Here is a 16,736-nt window from a genome sequence, read left to right as displayed (position 1 = left end):
GACGACTCCCAGCATGATTGTCCGCCGGAACTCTAGTCTTCGAAGCTTGTGCGAAAATGAAATCGGGCCGCGCTTGCGGCGCGGCCCGTCAGTTGGGATGCGAAAGGAGGGCGCCGGTGGCGCCCGCGATTAGTTCTTGAACAGCGACAGGATCGACTGCGAGGAGCTGTTGGCGATCGACAGTGCCTGGATGCCGAGCTGCTGCTGCACCTGCAGGGCCTGGAGGCGGGTCGATTCCTTGTTCATGTCGGCGTCGACGAGCTGGCCGACGCCGCGGTCGATGGAGTCCATCAGGCTCTGGGTGAAGGTCTTCTGCAGGTCGATCGAGCTCTTGGCCGAACCGATGATGGTGGCGGAATCAGTCAACTGGGCCATGACCTTGTCCATCATGGTGACCATCTGGGTGATGATGCCGTCGGTCACCCCTGGGGCCGTGATGTCGAGGTTGTAGGCGGAAATATTGTCGACCTTGGTGACCGCTCCCGCCGCCGTCTGGCCGGCAGTGTTCGCGGCGATATCCGTTCCTCCGCCCGCGATCACGCCAGCATAGGCGTTGTCATACAGGGTCTGGGCGGCGCCCGTGGAATAGATGGAGGTCTGGCGATCGAGGACGCCCTGGTTCTTGACCTCGGCGGCAAGGCCGTAGTCGAAAAGCTTGGTGCCCTCGACATTGATGTTGATCGTTCCGATCGAGACAGCGCCGGATGAAGAGCGATTGAATGAGGACACGATCTGCGAGTCGGGCTGGACGCCATCATTGGCGGCCGTGACCTGCTTGGAGGTCACCGCGAGGAAATTCGAGCCGGAGAAGGTGGCCGCATCGGCAAAGGACTTCATCTGCGTTTGAAGCGCCTTGATCTCGGTCTGGGTCTTCGCCTTGGCGGCATCCGTCTGGCCGACCATGGACAACACCTTGGTCTTGATCTGGCCGATCGTCGTCAGCACGTTGGTGATGCCGGTGTAGGCGGCATCGACTTTCGAGGCGCCGAGGCCGAGTGCATCCTGCACCGTCGACAGGGCCGAATTGTCCGAGCGCATGGTGGTGGCGATCGACCAATAGGCGGCGTTGTCCGAAGCCTGCGAGACCCGATAGCCGGTCGATATGCGGGCCTGTGTCTGTTCGAGCGACTTGTTGGTGGCGCTGAGGCTTTGAAGTGCGGTTAACGCCGAGGCGTTGGTCATGATGCTCGCCAAGAAAGTCGCTCCTTCTCAAAAGCCGACATGCTCAGACATGCCGGATGGGCCTGTTCAACGATTGGCATCGTGCCGTTCGGACCGATTCGCCAACTGTCGTAAGCTATTGGTTAACCATAACTAGCGCGGCATGGTTAACAGCCTGTTAAAAGCTGGCTTTTGAGAGTTAAGGATCGAGGATTGTGCGGGGCTGGAGCAAACGCAAATAGGGCCGCGCTTTTGGCGCGGCCCGAATTTCTAGTGCGAACTGTGGTTGAGCGGAGGCGATCAGCCGCGGAAGAGCGACAGGATCGACTGCGAGGAACCGTTGGCGATCGACAGCGCCTGCACGCCGAGCTGCTGCTGGACCTGCAGGGCCTGCAGACGGGTCGATTCCTTGTTCATGTCAGCATCGACGAGCTGGCCGACGCCGCGGTCGATGGAGTCCATCAGGTCCGAGGTGAAGGTCTTCTGCAGGTCGATACTGCTCTTGGCGGCGCCGAGCGTGGTGGCCGAGTTGGTCATATCGGCGAGCGCGGAGTCGATGACGGTCAGCATCTGCTTGATCTGCGAATCGCTGGCAGCCGTGCCACCCGAGAAGATGGAAAGCGAGGCGGCCGAATAGGTGTCGGTGGCCAGTGCAGCCGCCCCTAGAGCTGTCTGCGTGCCGGAGACCGCTGCGGCCACACTGCCGTCGCTGCCGAGGCGGTACGTGTCAAGGATGCCCTTCGCGAGGCCCGAGGTGGTACCAGCTTCATAGAGCTTGATGCTTTCCACCTTGACGTCGATGGTCGAGATCGAAGATGCGCCGGCCGCGTCACGGTTGAAGGCCGAAAGGATCTTCACATCGGCAGCCGTCGTGGCTGTTGAGCCGCTGTCTACGGACAGCATGTTGGTGCCGGAGAAGGTGGCGCCGTCGGCGTAGGACTTCATCTGCGCCTGAAGAGCGGTGATTTCGGTCTGGGTCTTTTCCTTCGAGGCGTCCGTCTGGCCGTAGGAAGCCAGCAGCTTTGCCTTGATCTGGTTGATGGTGGAGATCGCGCTGTTCATGCCGGTATAGGCGGTGTCGACTTTCGAGGCGCCGAGGCCGAGAGCGTCCGAAACGGTGGACATTGCCTGGTTGTCGGAGCGCATCGTGGTGGCGATCGACCAGTAAGCGGCGTTGTCTGAGGCCTGCGAGACGCGATAACCGGTCGAGATGCGGGCCTGGGTGTCCTGGAGGGATTTGCTGGTGGCGTTAAGGCTCTGCAGAGCCGTCAACGCGGCGGAGTTCGTCATGATGCTGGACATGGTACTCGTACCTTGGTTTTTACAGGTGTTTTTTTGACATACCGGGCCTCCCGGTATGACGGTGCGGCATCATGCCAATGATCTCTGAAATCGATCACCCGCCATCTGCGAGCGAATATGCGGGCAAGTCCCTACCAAAGGGCTAAACCGGACGGTTAATCGAAAATATATTGCTGGAATTTCGAGCCGGCGCGGCAGAGTCAGTTGAAGGAGCGCACCAGGCTGCCGACAAGCAGGTTCCAGCCGTCGATCAGGACGAAGAACAGGATCTTGAACGGCAGCGACACCACCGTGGGCGGCAGCATCATCATGCCCATCGCCATCGTGATGGTGGCGACGATCAGGTCGATGACCAGGAATGGCAGCACGATCAGGAAGCCGATTTCGAAGCCGCGCCGGATCTCCGAGATCATGAAGGCGGGCACCAGGATGCGCAGGTCGACGGTGTCGCGCGAAACGGTCTGGCCGCGCTCGCGGGCGAGATCGGCGAAGAGGTCGAAATCCTTGTCACGCACATTGTGCAGCATGAAGGTGCGGAACGGATCGGAAATCTTGTCGAAGGCTTCGGTCTGGGTGATCTGGTTGTCCATCAGCGGCTTGACGCCGGTGTTCCAGGCCTGATCGAAGGTCGGCGCCATGACATAGAAGGTCATGAACAGCGACAGCGAAATCAGGATGAGGTTTGCCGGTGTCGACTGCAGGCCGATGCCGGCGCGCAGGATCGAGAAGGCGATGACGAAGCGGGTGAAGCTGGTCACCATGATCAGCAGGCCCGGCGCGACCGACAGAACAGTCAGCAGGCCGAACATCTGGATGATGTAGCCGACGGTGGTGCCGTCAGCCTTGCCGATGCCGCCGAGATCGAGCTGCTGAGCCGCCGCGATGGAGGTGGCGGCGGCGATCATGGCGGTGGCGAGAAGGAACTTTCTCATTCGAGCAGCAATGTCCTGATGAGTACCTGTTTGGCGTGACCCTGGCTGCGGATCGCGGCGCGTTCTTCGAGGTCGGCCTTCAGGTGCTGGTAGCCGCTGGCTCCCTCGATCTGATGCATCTTCAACGTGCGCACCAGGGCCAGGAGATCTTGGTGGATGTCATCCGACATTGCCTGTGGCTGCGGCGCGTCATAGACGACGGACACCTCCATCCTGATCCAGGTGCCGGCAGGCGAGGCGATGTTGGTGGTGATCGGCGCCAGCACGACAAGCATCGGGCCCAGGCCTGGTTGCTCGGCTGCGGCGGGCTGCATGATCTTACCTTCGTTCTCAGGCGCGACCGGTACCGACGCCGGTGCGCCGACGCCCTTGAGATAACCGCCGGACATCCAACCCACGCCAATGGCGGCCGCCGTCACAAGCAGCAGCATGCCGGCCTGAATGACAGGGGAGGGACCCTTGCGCGGCTGAACCTGTTCAATATTTGCCACGGCGACCTGCCCCGATCCTAGAACGGAAGAACCTGGTCGAGGATCTGCTGGCCGTAGGCAGGTTGCTGGACCTCGGTGATGCGACCGCGTCCGCCGTAGGAGATGCGGGCCTCGGCGATGCGTTCGTAGGGGATGGTGTTTTCGGCGCCGATATCGGCCGGCCGCACGATGCCGGCGAGCGTCAGCACCCTGAGCTCGGCATTGACGCGCACTTCCTGCGATCCGGTGATCATCAGATTGCCGTTGGGCAGCACATCGGTGACGATCGCCGCGACATTGAGTTCAAGCGTTTCCGAGCGCTTGATCTCGCCGTCAGCCGTCGTGTCGGTGGTGGAGGTGAGCGCCCCGGCGCCCTTGCCGGCGGTGCTCCACTTGTCCCACTGCGCGCTGAGGTCATAACCGAGCTTGCGATTGGCGGTGCGGCTCCTGTCGTTCTGGTTCTTGAAGTTGGCGCGATCGTTGATCTTGATCTTGACCGTCAGGATGTCGCCCTGGGACAGCGCCCGCGGGTCGGTGAACAGCCGGCTCTGGCGGTCGTCCCACAACGAGAATTTCTTGACCGGCGCTGGCGGCGTTTGCGGATATCGATAGAGCGAGCCGGTGCTGCCGCCATCGATGCCGGAGCCGACCGGGGACAGGGCCGGCTCTCTGCCGACCTCCTTGAGGTTGGTTCCGCAACCGGACAGCATGGTAGTAACCGCGCACAGGACAAGCATCTTCCGGATCATGACGGATCTACCCTTCGGGCTGCGCTGGCCATAATGCCGGTGAGCGTCGCCGCCGCCTTCTGGTCCATTTCGTTGAGGATGACGCTCGCCTTGCGTGAATCGAGCTTCATCAATATAGCCGCAGCCAGGTCGGCGTTGACGATGGCCAGCCGCTCGGCGGCGGCGTCGGGTTTCATACCGGCGTAGATCTGGACGACGCCGTCCTCGGCCCGGGCCAGGAAAACCTCGCGCCGCTTCAGCCAGGTCTCGTATTCAGCTTTCTTTGCATCAAGAGCTTTCATGCGCTCGTCAATGCCAGCCTGGAGCTGCTTCAGTTCCTGCGCCTGCAGGACATAGCGGCGGTCGCGGGCGGCATCGGCGATGTTTGAGCAGAAGCGCTCGATCTCGCTTTGGTCCGGCGCCTTTTCCCGTGTCAGTTGCTGCGGCGCCGCCGCCACCTGTGCTCCCGGCAGGACCTGGCGGACCGTCTCCTCGCCGCGCGCGGTGCCGCCGGCAAAGGGCAGAGCCGCGAGAAAAGCGGTCGCAAGCAGGATCGCGGCTTTGCGGCGTCTGTCGTGGCGTGGGAAGGAGCGCTTCATCGGCATCGCCTATTGCAGAACCAGGTCGGCCTGCAGGGCCCCGGCCGACTTGATGCCCTGCAGAATGGCGATGATGCCGTCCGGCTTGACGCCGAGGCGGTTGAGGCCGGAAACGAGGGTCTGGAGATCGGGCCCGTCAAGCACGGCAACGCGGGCGTCGGGCCGGCTGGCGTCGATGGCGGTGAACGGTTCGATCGCGGTCTCGCCCTTGGAGAAGGGCTCGGGCTGGACGACGCGCGGCGCTTCGGTGATGCGCACGGTGAGCGTGCCGTGGCTGATGGCGACCCGTGAGATCTTGACATCATTGCCGATGACGATGGTGCCGGTGCGCTCGTCGATCACGACACGGGCCGGCGTGTCGGATTCGACCACCAAATTCTCGATTTCGGCATAGAAGCGCGCCGCCGAGACACCCTTCGGCCTTCTGATCTGGACGGTGCGCGAATCGCGCTCGGCCGCCACCCGCATGCCGAAGCGCTGGCCGGTGTAGTCGTTGATGGCGTCCGCGATGCGGATAGCGGTCGAGAAATCAGGATTGCGCAGCTGCAGCGTCAGGATCGCCTGATCGTCGAATTCGGCTTGGACGGCACGCTCGACGATGGCGCCGTTGGGCACGCGGCCGGCGGTTGGCACGCCTTGCGTCAGCTGCTCGGCCTGTCCTTGCGCGGTAAAGCCGGACACGATGACCGAGCCCTGGCCGACGGCATAGATTTCGCCGTCCGCCGCCTTCAGCGGCGTCATGATCAGCGTGCCGCCGGAAAGCGAGGTCGCGTCGCCCATCGAGGAGACGTCGATGTCGATGCGGGCGCCCGACTGCACGTAGGGCGGCATGTTGGCGGTGACGATGACGGCGGCGACATTCTTGGCGCGCGCGCTGCCGCCTTCGGTGGCGATGCCGAGGTTTTCGAGCATCGCGCGGATCGACTGTTCGGTGAATGGCGAGTTGCGCAGGCTGTCGCCCGATCCGGCAAGGCCGATGACCAGGCCGTAGCCGACGAGTTGATTGTCGCGCGAACTCTGCAGCTGGGCGATGTCCTTGATACGCGAGGCGACCTGGCCCGGCGGCAGCGAACTCGGCCCGGTCGAAACCCGGAACATGCGGCTGGTGGTGGCCGGATCATATTCGGGATCGTTGTAGACGCCGCCATTCTTGGCGGCGAGCTCGCGCTTGGCCTTCGGCGTCAGGCCGTCGGTCAGCGCCGGCTGCAGGCCAAGCACGGCTGCCAGGATCAAGGTAAGCCCGCGCATCATGAAGCGCTGACCTGGATGGTTCCATCCGCCATCACCGTGCCGGACAGGATTTTGCCGCTGTCGATGTTGCGAACCTTGACGAGGTCGCCCGCGGCTCCTGGTTGCAGCGTCACGGCGGTCGCCGAGATCGTCAGGCCGCCGGCGATGAAGAAGATCTGCACGGAGGCACCCTGTTCGACCAGCCAGGCCTCGCGGATGGCGGCGGAGGGAATGTAGCGGCCGGGCAGCAAGGTGCGCTTGGCGACCTTGCCATCCAGTTCTTCGGCCCGTGTGGCGACCGCCTCCGGCTTGTGCTTGCCGACGATAAGGGTGACCTGTTTCAGGGCAGCCAGGTTGATGGTCTCGCCGGGATAGATAACCCGGCTCGGAATAAGCACCACCTCGCCGCCAGCTTGATTGCTGGCGATCCGGGTGGCCGACTGGTTGGCCGATTCCTGGGCAAAAGCCGGCATCGTGCCGGTCACCAGCGCAAGGACGAGCGCGGTGCGGCGGAATGCGGACAGGAGGCCGGGCGTCGACATCATGCGTTACCTGATGTTCTTGGAGACCACGGAGGCCATGTCGTCGGCGGCCTGAATGACCTTGGAGTTCATCTCATAAGCGCGCTGCGCCGAGATCAGTTCGGTGATTTCCTTGACCGGGTCGACGTTGGAGGCTTCGAGATAGCCCTGCTGGATGGTGGCAAAACCGGGATCGCCAGGCACGCCGACATTCGCGGGCCCCGAAGCCGTGGTTTCCTGGAACAGATTGTCGCCAAGCGGCGCCAGGCCGGCCTCGTTGGCGAAATTGGCGATCTGAAGCTGACCGAGGTTCTGCAGGTCGGTCTGGCCGTCGATGCGGGCGAAGACCTGGCCGGTCTTGTTGACGATGACCTCGACGGCATCAACGGGAACATTGATTGCCGGAATGACCGCAGCGCCGTCGACCGTCACCAGCTGGCCGGTGGCGTTGGTGTTGAGAGCGCCGGCGCGGCTGTAGAGCGTGCCGCCGTCGGCACCCTCGATCTGGAACCAGCCCCTGCCGGTCAGCGCCAGGTCGAAACTGTTGCCGGTGCTGGTCAGTTCGCCCTGGGTGTGCACGTTGCGCACCGCCGTCGTCTTGACGCCGAGGCCGATCGAGACGCCCTCCGGCACCAGCGAGGCGTTGGAGCGGTTGGGCACGCCTTGCGTGCGGTCGACCTGATAGAGCAGGTCGGAGAATTCGGCACGGGCGCGCTTGTAGCCGGTGGTGTTGATGTTGGCGATGTTGTTGGCGATGACTTCCAGATTTGTCTGCTGGGCATTCATGCCGGTGGCGGCGATGGCGAGTGCTTTCATGGCGGAATTCCTCAGATGCCCATTCGACTGACTTCGAGATAGGCAGAGACCACCTTGTCGCGTATCGCGACGGCGGTCTGAAGCGCCTGCTGCGCGCTCATCACGGCGTCGACCACCTGGCGGGTGTCGGCATCGCCCTTGAGCGCCTGCATCGATACCTGCTCGGCATTCTGCATCGTGTCGACGGTCTTGGAGGCTGCCTGGCTCAGCGCCTCGGCAAAGGAGGTGCCGACATTGCCACCGGCCGACGGTGTCGCGCCGCCCTGGAGCAGGCTTGTGGCGGCGTCATCGCCGCCGATCGACGGCTTGAACTGAAGGGCTCCGATACCGCTGATCATTACTGGTTCCTCATCAGGTCGATGGTCATGGAAATCAGGTCGCGGGCCTGCTTGACCACCTGAAGGTTGGCCTCGTAGGAGCGATTGGCCTCGGTCATGTCGGCCATTTCGATCAGCACGTTGACGTTGGGCATCTTGACGTAGCCCTTCTCGTCGGCGGCCTCGTTGCCGGGCTGGAACTCGACTGGAAAGTCACTGGGATCTCGATCGATCGAGTTCACTGCAACCGTTGAACTGCCGGAGGCCCGGTCGAGCTCGGAGACGAAGCTGATGGTCTTGCGGCGATAAGGGTCGGAGCCGGGCGCGGTGCCCGTCGACTGGGCGTTGGCGAGGTTCTCGGAAACCACGCGCAGGCGTTCCGACTGGGCGCCGAGGCCGGATGCTGCGACTTTGAGGGCTGCGGTCAGTGCGTCCATGGTCAGCTCTTCACCGCCATCATCATCATCGAATGGAACGCCTTGACGATCGCCGTGTTGAGCTCGAAGGACCGGCGCACCTCGCCGGCCTTCAGCAACTGGTCTTCCAGCACGACCGAGTTCTTGGACGGCATGACAACGCCGTCATCTTCCTGCGGCTTGATGGTGAAGCCGGCATTGGTCGCTGCATTGCCGAGATGGCCGGCCTGGGTGGCCTGCAGCGATACGGCGGCGCGGTCGAGCACTTTTTCGAATGGCTCGACGTCGTTTGCCGTATAGCCTGGCGTGTTGGCATTGGCGATGTTGCCGGCCACGGCCGACTGGCGCACGGCCAGCCATTGCGCTTGCTTGGCGGCGAGGTCGAAAAGGGAAACGGGCTCCATGGGAATCTCCGAGCAGGTACCCAGAGACTAGGCCGCCAGTCTTGCGCGGGCCTTGCGGATGGCCGGAAGCCGGAGATCGTTTATCGGGACAGTTCGATCACCTGGTCGGCACTGGTGATCATGACCCATTTGCCGTTGCGCTGCTCGATGGAGGATACCTTGCTGGAATCCGGCAGTATCGAGCCGCGCTGGACCATCCAGAGGCCAGCGTCGTCCTGGATCATGGCGCGGCCGTTGGCGACATGAACCATGCGGAATTTCGCCGCGTCGGCCGGAAACGGTTGCTCGTCGGATGCGGCTGCGGGATCGGCATCATCCCGCACCGTCCCCGTGGCAAGAAGATCGAGATTGGCCGCGGGAACGTCCTTTGCCGTCAGCGGCGCGCTGCGTTCGGCGACCACGCCGCCGCCCGCTCGCCCGGAATTAGAGCCTGTGCCGCCGAACTTCATCGCCTGGACGCCAAACTGGTCCTGGTTGAAGAAGATATACCAGGGGAACAGGGCGCAGATCAGGCCGAGCGCGATGCCGAGCGCGGCAATGACGAAATCGCTGCGTCGGTCGGACTTCTTCTCCAGTCGGGGAAACGGCGCCTTTGGCGGCTGCGGCCATTCGGTGCGCGGGAACAGGCCGTCGATCAGCGATTCCCGGCTGGCCTGCGTCATCTCGGCAGCCACCGCCTGGGGAGCCCGGGACAGAGCGGGTTCGACGGGCCTGGCCAGATCAGGATCGGCTTTGCCAGCCCGTGGCAGGATTGGCTTGACGGCTCTGGCCAGAACGGCCTCGGCTTTGGCCGCGATGGCACGGGCGGCCTTTGCTTTGGCGGTTCTCGCCGTGTCAGCCTCTGCCTGCTGCGCGGCATTGGCCTCGGCGATCATGTCGCGCAGGATGCGCTCGGTGTATTCGCGTTCAGTCTCCGGCATCGGCGTTCAGCTTGCTCTTGAGGTGGCGGGCGAGATCGGAGAACGGGTCGGCTGAGGGGCGATCCTTCGGCCCTTGCGTCAGCGCTTCATAGATCAGCGGCACCTGGCGCACGGCGATGTCGAGTTCGGCATCGACGCCGCCCTGATAGGCCCCGAGCAAGCGGATATCGCGTGTGTCCTCGAAGCGCGAGATCATCGACTTCAGCCTTGTCACCAGCGCGCGCTGTTCGACGCTCCAGGCCTTTCCGGCCAACCGCGATATGGACGACAGCGGGTTGACGGGGGGGTAGCGACCCTGTTCGGCGATCGTGCGGTCGAGCACGACATGGCCGTCGAGGATGCCGCGCACGGAATCGGCGACCGGGTCGTTGTGATCGTCGCCGTCGACCAGTACGGAAATGATGGCGGTGATCGATCCCTTGCCTTCCGTACCCGGCCCGGCGCGTTCGAGCAGCTTGGGCAATTCGGTGAACACCGAGGCCGGATAACCGCGGGCGACCGGCGGCTCGCCGGTTCCCGTCGCCACCTCACGCAAGGCGTGAGCGAAGCGGGTGATCGAATCCAGCACCAGCAAAACGCGATGCCCCTGGTCGCGAAAATGCTCGGCGACGCGCATGGCGGTGTCCGGCGCACGCCGGCGCATCATGGCGCTTTCGTCGCTGGTGGCGACGACGGCGATGGTCTTGGCCATGCTGTCGCCGATCGTGTCCTCGAGGAATTCACGGACTTCCCGGCCGCGTTCGCCGATGAGGGCCACCACGACGGTATCGAATGCGTCGGCTCCGGCGAGCATGGCGAGCAGCGTCGACTTGCCGACGCCGGAGCCGGCAAAGATGCCGAGGCGCTGGCCGAAGCAGAGCGGCGTGAAGATATCGATGACCTTGACGCCGGTCATGAAGGCAGTGCCGACGCGTTGCCGCGCCATGGCGCCCGGCGTCGTCTGGGCGCCGCGCGATGTGTCGTCTCCCCGGGCGAGCGGCGGGCCGCCCTCGATCGCCCTGGTGAGTGCGTCGATGGTGCGGCCGCGCCATGAGGCATGCGGTGCCACCACAAGCGGACCGCGGCGGAACACGGCATCACCGATGCCGGAATCGGCGCTGCGTTCGAAGGGTGCCACGACGGCCTCGTCGCGGCCGATCTTGACGATCTCGCCGCGGCGCGCACCGGCATGGCCGGGCTGCTCGACGATGTCACCCAGCCTGGCGAAGCCGGAAAGGCCGTGCACCTTGTAGTGCGTGGGCGTGACTTCGATGACGCGGCCGCCGCGCTTGAGCAGTGCCTCGGCGTCGGCGAAACGCCGCCAGACCCGTTCCAGGGCGGCAAGCCGGTCTTCCGGTGCCGGCTGGAGTTGTCTTTCGAGTGCCCGCAGGGATGGCTGGTCGAGCGACATGGACTATTTCGAGCCGAGCGTCTTGATCGCCTCGTCGGTGGACGAGTCGGTCTGGCGCATCAGGGCGGCCGTGTTCTCGAAGGCGCGCTGGACCATGATCAACCTGGTGATCTCCAGCACCGGATTGACATTGGACTCTTCGAGAAAACCTTGGGCAACGCCGATATCGGAGCGATCGGTGACAGGCTCCGGGGTGCGTGCCGGAACAATGCCGGAATTGCCATAGCGGACGAAGTTCGCGCCTGGATCGAAATTGTAGAGGCCGATCGATCCGACAAGCTGATCGTTCTGGCGCAACGAACCATCGGCCCCGGCCTTGGGCGGACCGTTGCGGGGGTCAAGCTGGATCGGCGAGCCGCCGGCATCGAGCACCGGGTGGCCTTCGATCGACATCAGTTCGCCGTTCTCGTTCATCGAAAAACGGCCGTCGCGGGTCATGACGGTGCCGACCGGCGTCTCTATAGCGAACCAGGCATCGCCCTGGATGGCGAAATCGAAGGGATTTCCGGTCTCGCTCAAGGCACCGTGGGCGCCGGAAAGGTAGGTCTTGCCCGGGGAGGCGAATGACACCGATTTCTGCCCGGTGCCAGAGACGACGTCCTCGAACTTCACGCCGGTGGCGCGAAAGCCGATCGTGGAGGCGTTGGCGACGTTGTCGGCGATGGTGTCGAGGCGCCGCTCGAGCGCGATCTGCGATGAAAGAGCGACGTACAGGCTGTCCCGCATGATGGTCTCAGAACCTCAGTTTCTGCATGGCCATCATCAGGTCGGTGGAGATGCCGACGGTGAGTGGCTGGGCAAACAGCACGCTGACCGAGGTGACGGCCGATGAAGTCGGGTTGTTGATCTCGTACATACTGGTGAAGCGCGTCAGGAACTTGCCGAGTTTCTCGGGGTCGGAGAAATCCGAGATGTCGAGTTTCTGCTCGAACAGCTGCGCCTGCTTGTCGACATCGGCGGTGGCGAAGGAATCGGGCAGGCCGAGCACGGTGCGCACGACACTGGCAAGCGCAGTGTCGGCCAGCACGTCATACCAACTGGTGATGGTTGGGGCCTTGCGATCGAAATAAAGCGCCAGCCGCACGCCCTGGTTGGTCTGGCCGGCATCCTCTTCGAGGGTCTGGCGCATGTATTTGTCGACGGTCGGCTGCTGCGCCGGATTGATGGTGGTGGCCGCTTCGCCATGTTGTTCGAAGTTGAAGGCGGCGGCCAGCCCGGCATAGGCCTTGTTGGTCATCTTGTTGGCGACGCTGTCGGCGTCGCGAATGCCGCCGGCAAGAACGTTGCGGATGAGGTCCTTGCTTTCCGTCGCCGGGTCCAGTCCGTAGGCCGAGAGCACGTAGTTGTACAATCGGCTGTTGGCCATCAGGTCGTCGATGGATTTCACGTTCGTGACGTTGGCAAGGTAGTACGCGGTCTCCGACTTGATGTAGTCCGCATTCGGCGCGATCAGGCCAAGCGCCGACTCCGTCGTATAGATTTTCGGGGTGTCTTTCTGCACTTCGTCGCGCGACGTTGTCTGATCGCCATATTGGGCAAAGTTGAAGGCCGTGACGAAGTTGGCGTACCGTTTATCCGTCAGCTTGTTTGCTGGGCTGTCGGGGTCGCTGACGCCGCCCTCGAGCATTGTGCGGATCTGCTGCGGCGTTTCGGTTGACGCATCAAGTCCGTAGGAAGCCATGGCGAAGGTGAGCAGGCGCTTGTCCGCCATGAGGTTGTCGATCGACGTCACCTTGGAAATGTTTGCCGCGTAATAATCGGCCTCGCCCTTGATATATTGCGCGCTTGGCTCGACCAATGTCAGTCCGGCTCCGGCCATGTATCCTTTCGGCACCGCCTGCTGGACATCGTCGCGCATGGTCGTCTGATCGCCATACTGGGCGAAGTCGAAGGCTGCGACGAATTTGGCGTAGCTCTTGTCGGGCAGTTTGTTGGCGGGACTGTCGGGATCGCTGACGCCACCTTCGAGCATCGCCTTGACGGTTGCGGCAGGTTCGGTTGCGGCGTCGAGTCCGAAAGCGGCCATCGCATATGTCAGCAGGCGGCTGTCGCCCATCAGGTCGTCGACCGATCTAACCTTGGCGATGTTGGTGACGTAGTAGGCGGTTTCGCTCTGGTAGTAAGGGAGCCCCTTCTGCGAGGCGCCGATCTGGACTTGCAGCGCATAGTTGCTGGTCACCAGTTGCTGCGCCTTGTTGTAGACAGTCGTACTGGTGCCGTTGGCGGCGAAATTGAAGGCCCTGACGAATTCGGCGTAACGCTTGTCGGTCAGCTTGTTGGCGAAGCTGTTGGGATCGGAGACGCCTTCCTTGAGTGCCTTGACCATGAAGGCCTTGGCGTAAGCCATGTCCTCGAGCCCGTAGGCCTTCATGGCATATTTGAACAAACGGTCATTCTTGACGAAATCGTCGATCGATTTCACCTTGGTGATGTTGTCCAGATAATACTTGGTGTCGCGATCAACCACGGGCTGCTGCTCGATCCTGTCGATCGACTTTGAAATGTCCCTGGTGATGAGCTGGTAGCTGGTAAAGGTATTAAGCAAAGAGGTGCCTCCGGCCGAAGCTATGTCCGGACAATACCCCTACTTCCTTGCGCGAAACTGAATCGTCTCCGACGCCTTCGATTCAAGCCTCACACAAGGCACGGGGGCTATCCCTAGCTCCTGATGTGAAATGCGGAAGGACCTGTCGTGGGCATTCTGATTGGACTGGTGGTAACGCTCGGCTGCGTCCTTGGCGGCTTCATGGCCATGGGCGGCCATCTTCACGTGCTGATCCAGCCCTGGGAGGCAGTGATCATCTGTGGTGCGGCTTTTGGCACCTTCCTCGTCGCCAATCCGATGAAGACGGTCAAGGATACCGGCAAGGGCATTCTCGAAGCCTTCAAGCAGGCGGTGCCGAAGGAACAGGACTATCTCGAAACGCTCGGCGTGCTGCACTCGCTGATGCGCGAGCTGCGCTCGAAATCCCGCAGCGAGGTCGAGGCGCATATCGACAATCCGGAAGAGTCGGCGATTTTCCAGGCGTTCCCAACCGTGCTGCATAACCACGATCTGACGCATTTCATCTGCGACTACTGCCGCATCATCATCATCGGCAATGCCCGCTCGCACGAGATCGAGGCGCTGATGGACGAAGAAATCCAGACCATCAGGTCCGACAAGATGAAGGCCTATCACGCGATGGTGGCGGTGGGCGATGGCCTGCCGGCGCTCGGCATCGTCGCCGCCGTGCTCGGCGTGGTCAAGGCGATGGGCGCGCTCGACCAGTCGCCGGAAATTCTCGGCGGTTTGATTGGTGCCGCGCTTGTCGGAACGTTCCTCGGCATCTTCCTGTCCTATTCTGTGGTCGGACCGGTCGCCACCAAGATCAAGACAGTGCGCGAGAAGAAGAACCGCCTCTATATCATCGTCAAGCAGACGCTGTTGGCCTACATGAACGGCGCGCTGCCGCAGGTGGCGATCGAGTTCGGCCGCAAGACCATCTCGTCCTATGAACGGCCGACGATCGACGCGGTCGAGCAGAGCACGATGAATACCGGCACCGTCGAAAAGAAGGCCGCCTGAACGATGCGCGACAGATCGGTCCCGGCACTGTCATGACCAGCCTGGGCAGTCCAGCGGAAGCGCGCTCGCTGATCATCGAGCGTCTGGTCGGCGACAGCGGTGAGGCCGCGCAGGTCATCGACGCAGGCCGCGCCATGGCCGAACGCGCCGTGCCGCTGCTGCAGAAAACCCTGACCAGCGAGTTTGGCGTTCCGGTCGTCGTCGATCTCAAAGCGATCGAGGTCAGCCGCGTTCCCGAGGCGCGTTCGCGTGCCGGCGACACGTTTGCGATGACCGTGATCGGCTCGTCGGCGTCCTCCGATGCGATGACCCTGGTAATCGATGCTCCGGCGATCGCCATCATGGTCTGCACGCTGTTCGGCGGCGACCCGGATCTGCCGGCATCGCCGATCGAACGCGATCTGTCGCAAATCGAAATCGATGTTTCGACCATGGTGTTCCAGCAGGTCGCACAGGCCCTCAACGGATCGGGAAAGCGTTCGCTCGACCTGCGCCTGCCCGCGCCGCGGGCAATGTCGGGCACCGAGGCGAAGCGGTACGTGCTGCGCGATGGCGCGGCAATCCGCATCGTGCTTGGCATCTCGACGCCGGCCGACAGTGGCACCGTGACGGTGACGATGCCGCAGCGCGTCGTGCTGGCCAGCCGCGACGGAGCCGTGCCTGTCAGCGACGACGATCACGGCCCCAGCTGGCGCGCCCGCTTTTCGGAAGAGGTGATGCGCTCCACCGTGGCGCTCGAGGCCACGATGCCGCTGGCGCGGCTGACGCTCGGCGACCTCGCCGGTTTCGAAATCGGCGACGTCATCGAATTCGAGGAAACGGCCCAGTCCCAGGCGCGTCTCAGCGCACGGGGCAAGACGCTGTTCGTATGCGAGTTCGGCAAACTGGGACAGAATTACACCGTCCGGATCAGGCAACCTTACGATGCCGGGCAGGACTTTATCGACGGGCTGATGCCGGCTGCCGCCGGACGCGCCTGAGCATTTGGAGACGATCATGGCCAAAACCAAGGCGGAAGCCGACCTCGACCAGCCGGACGAGCAACTCGACCGTGCCATCGAAGAGTTGCGCGGGGTCCTGCATGAAGAGGAGCAACGTCCCGATGCGGCGTTCAGGGCGGCCTCATCGGCCAATTCGAGCGTGATCATGAACATCCCCGTCGATGTCCAGATCATCCTCGGCAGCACCGAGATGCCGGTCTCCGATCTGATGGCGCTGCAAAAAGGGTCGACCGTGGCGCTCAATCGCCGCATCGGCGAACCTGTCGACGTCGTGGTCAACGGCCGAAAGATCGCGCGCGGCGAGATAACCGTTCTGGAAAGCGATCCTTCGCGCTTCGGCATCAGGCTGACCGAAATCATCGCCGGCACGAAGGGCGCCTAGACATGGTTTGCGGGGCTTGCCGGTGGCAGCGGAGGCGAGTGGCATGACGACGCCGGTGACCTTGACCCGCGCGCAGAAGGCGGCCGCCATACTTGTGGCGATGGGCAAGCCGTCGGCCAGCCGCCTGCTGAAATTCTTCAAGCAGGAAGAACTGAAGGCCCTGATCGAGGGCGCCCGGCTGCTGCGGACGATTCCGCAAAGCGATCTTGAGCGCATTGTCGCTGAGTTCGAGGCCGAATTCACCGAAGGGGCGGGATTGCTCGATTCCGCCGACAGGATGGACACCATCCTCAACGAATCGCTCTCGCCCGAAGAGATGAGCGCGATCATGGGCGACAGGAAATTCGAGGTCGCACCGGAAGGCCCGCCGCCGATCTGGCCCGAGCTCGAAAAGCTCGAACCGGCGCGGCTTGGCGCCTTCCTGGCCGGTGAGCATCCGCAGACAGCGGCCATGGTGTTGTCGAAGCTGGCGCCGCAGGTGGCGGCGAGCGTGCTGCTGACACTGACCAAGCCGATGCGTGGAGAAATCATCAAGCGCATGGTGACGATGGACAATGTTCCCGACGCTGCCGCCAGGAT

At 63.1% G+C, this 16,736-nt stretch carries 19 protein-coding genes and 1 pseudogene; 4 read left to right on the top strand and 16 right to left on the bottom strand.

Going from position 1 to position 16,736, the window contains the following annotated elements:
• Positions 1-129 precede the first annotated feature (129 nt).
• From EOA22_RS06480 to EOA22_RS06405, 16 genes are all read right to left on the bottom strand, one after another.
• A complete protein-coding gene (locus tag EOA22_RS06480) occupies positions 130-1,194 on the bottom strand; it encodes a flagellin (protein WP_027161432.1) in 1,065 nt (354 codons plus the stop codon).
• Positions 1,195-1,461: 267 nt separating this feature from the next.
• On the bottom strand, positions 1,462-2,463 hold the full coding sequence (locus tag EOA22_RS06475) for a flagellin (protein WP_013529788.1): 1,002 nt from the start codon (positions 2,461-2,463) through the stop codon (positions 1,462-1,464).
• 200 nt (positions 2,464-2,663) lie between these two features.
• A complete protein-coding gene (fliP, locus tag EOA22_RS06470; protein ID WP_013529789.1) occupies positions 2,664-3,395 on the bottom strand; it encodes a flagellar type III secretion system pore protein FliP in 732 nt (243 codons plus the stop codon).
• Entirely contained in the window at positions 3,392-3,886 is a 495-nt protein-coding gene (locus EOA22_RS06465) for a flagellar basal body-associated FliL family protein (RefSeq protein ID WP_013529790.1), read from the bottom strand. The genes fliP and EOA22_RS06465 overlap by 4 nt, the downstream gene beginning before the upstream one ends.
• Positions 3,887-3,903: 17 nt before the next feature.
• On the bottom strand, positions 3,904-4,614 hold the full coding sequence (gene flgH / locus EOA22_RS06460; RefSeq protein ID WP_063168919.1) for a flagellar basal body L-ring protein FlgH: 711 nt from the start codon (positions 4,612-4,614) through the stop codon (positions 3,904-3,906).
• Positions 4,611-5,198, bottom strand: coding sequence for a MotE family protein (locus tag EOA22_RS06455; RefSeq protein ID WP_063168918.1), 588 nt, complete (start codon positions 5,196-5,198; stop codon positions 4,611-4,613). The genes flgH and EOA22_RS06455 overlap by 4 nt, the downstream gene beginning before the upstream one ends.
• A 3-nt stretch (positions 5,199-5,201) precedes the next feature.
• A complete protein-coding gene (locus tag EOA22_RS06450) occupies positions 5,202-6,443 on the bottom strand; it encodes a flagellar basal body P-ring protein FlgI (protein ID WP_127389887.1) in 1,242 nt (413 codons plus the stop codon).
• Positions 6,440-6,967: a flagellar basal body P-ring formation chaperone FlgA gene (flgA, locus tag EOA22_RS06445; protein WP_063168917.1), complete on the bottom strand. Its 528-nt coding sequence runs from the start codon at positions 6,965-6,967 to the stop codon at positions 6,440-6,442. Before flgA ends, EOA22_RS06450 begins: the two co-directional genes overlap by 4 nt.
• A gap of 3 nt (positions 6,968-6,970) precedes the next feature.
• Entirely contained in the window at positions 6,971-7,759 is a 789-nt protein-coding gene (gene flgG / locus EOA22_RS06440; protein WP_013529795.1) for a flagellar basal-body rod protein FlgG, read from the bottom strand.
• An 11-nt stretch (positions 7,760-7,770) separates the two neighbouring features.
• Positions 7,771-8,097: a flagellar hook-basal body complex protein FliE gene (locus EOA22_RS06435; protein WP_013529796.1), complete on the bottom strand. Its 327-nt coding sequence runs from the start codon at positions 8,095-8,097 to the stop codon at positions 7,771-7,773.
• Positions 8,097-8,513 (bottom strand): flagellar basal body rod protein FlgC, encoded by a 417-nt coding sequence (gene flgC, locus EOA22_RS06430; RefSeq protein WP_013529797.1) that lies wholly within the window; start codon positions 8,511-8,513, stop codon positions 8,097-8,099. Before flgC ends, EOA22_RS06435 begins: the two co-directional genes overlap by 1 nt.
• Before the next feature lie 2 nt (positions 8,514-8,515).
• The gene (gene flgB / locus EOA22_RS06425; RefSeq protein ID WP_013529798.1) at positions 8,516-8,896 is read right to left on the bottom strand and encodes a flagellar basal body rod protein FlgB; all 381 of its coding nucleotides are present in this window, start codon (positions 8,894-8,896) and stop codon (positions 8,516-8,518) included.
• A gap of 80 nt (positions 8,897-8,976) precedes the next feature.
• On the bottom strand, positions 8,977-9,816 hold the full coding sequence (locus EOA22_RS06420; protein WP_063168916.1) for a hypothetical protein: 840 nt from the start codon (positions 9,814-9,816) through the stop codon (positions 8,977-8,979).
• Positions 9,803-11,206: a flagellar protein export ATPase FliI gene (gene fliI / locus EOA22_RS06415; RefSeq protein ID WP_127389886.1), complete on the bottom strand. Its 1,404-nt coding sequence runs from the start codon at positions 11,204-11,206 to the stop codon at positions 9,803-9,805. The genes EOA22_RS06420 and fliI overlap by 14 nt, the downstream gene beginning before the upstream one ends.
• 3 nt (positions 11,207-11,209) lie before the next feature.
• Positions 11,210-11,932: a flagellar basal-body rod protein FlgF gene (gene flgF / locus EOA22_RS06410; protein ID WP_013529801.1), complete on the bottom strand. Its 723-nt coding sequence runs from the start codon at positions 11,930-11,932 to the stop codon at positions 11,210-11,212.
• Positions 11,933-11,939: 7 nt separating this feature from the next.
• The gene (locus EOA22_RS06405; RefSeq protein WP_063168915.1) at positions 11,940-13,751 is read right to left on the bottom strand and encodes a DUF1217 domain-containing protein; all 1,812 of its coding nucleotides are present in this window, start codon (positions 13,749-13,751) and stop codon (positions 11,940-11,942) included.
• 147 nt (positions 13,752-13,898) lie between these two features.
• Here EOA22_RS06405 and motA point away from each other — a divergent pair, with 147 nt between their 5' ends.
• From motA to EOA22_RS06385, 4 genes and pseudogenes are all read left to right on the top strand, one after another.
• Positions 13,899-14,774 carry a flagellar motor stator protein MotA gene (gene motA / locus EOA22_RS06400; protein ID WP_013529803.1) on the top strand — a complete coding sequence of 292 codons (876 nt, stop codon included), beginning with the start codon at positions 13,899-13,901 and terminating at the stop codon, positions 14,772-14,774.
• Positions 14,775-14,806: 32 nt separating this feature from the next.
• Positions 14,807-15,754 carry a FliM/FliN family flagellar motor switch protein gene (locus EOA22_RS06395; RefSeq protein ID WP_013529804.1) on the top strand — a complete coding sequence of 316 codons (948 nt, stop codon included), beginning with the start codon at positions 14,807-14,809 and terminating at the stop codon, positions 15,752-15,754.
• Positions 15,755-15,770: 16 nt separating this feature from the next.
• Positions 15,771-16,157 carry a flagellar motor switch protein FliN gene (gene fliN / locus EOA22_RS06390; RefSeq protein ID WP_023809994.1) on the top strand — a complete coding sequence of 129 codons (387 nt, stop codon included), beginning with the start codon at positions 15,771-15,773 and terminating at the stop codon, positions 16,155-16,157.
• Positions 16,158-16,200: 43 nt separating this feature from the next.
• A pseudogene (locus EOA22_RS06385) lies at positions 16,201-16,736 on the top strand (flagellar motor switch protein FliG); the annotation flags it as partial.

The sequence above is a fragment of the Mesorhizobium sp. M7A.F.Ca.US.014.04.1.1 genome, from assembly GCF_003998745.1.
GTDB classification, from domain to species: domain Bacteria; phylum Pseudomonadota; class Alphaproteobacteria; order Rhizobiales; family Rhizobiaceae; genus Mesorhizobium; species Mesorhizobium ciceri.
Note: the sequence above shows the minus strand (reverse complement) of the source record. Positions and strands in the feature narration are given on the sequence as shown.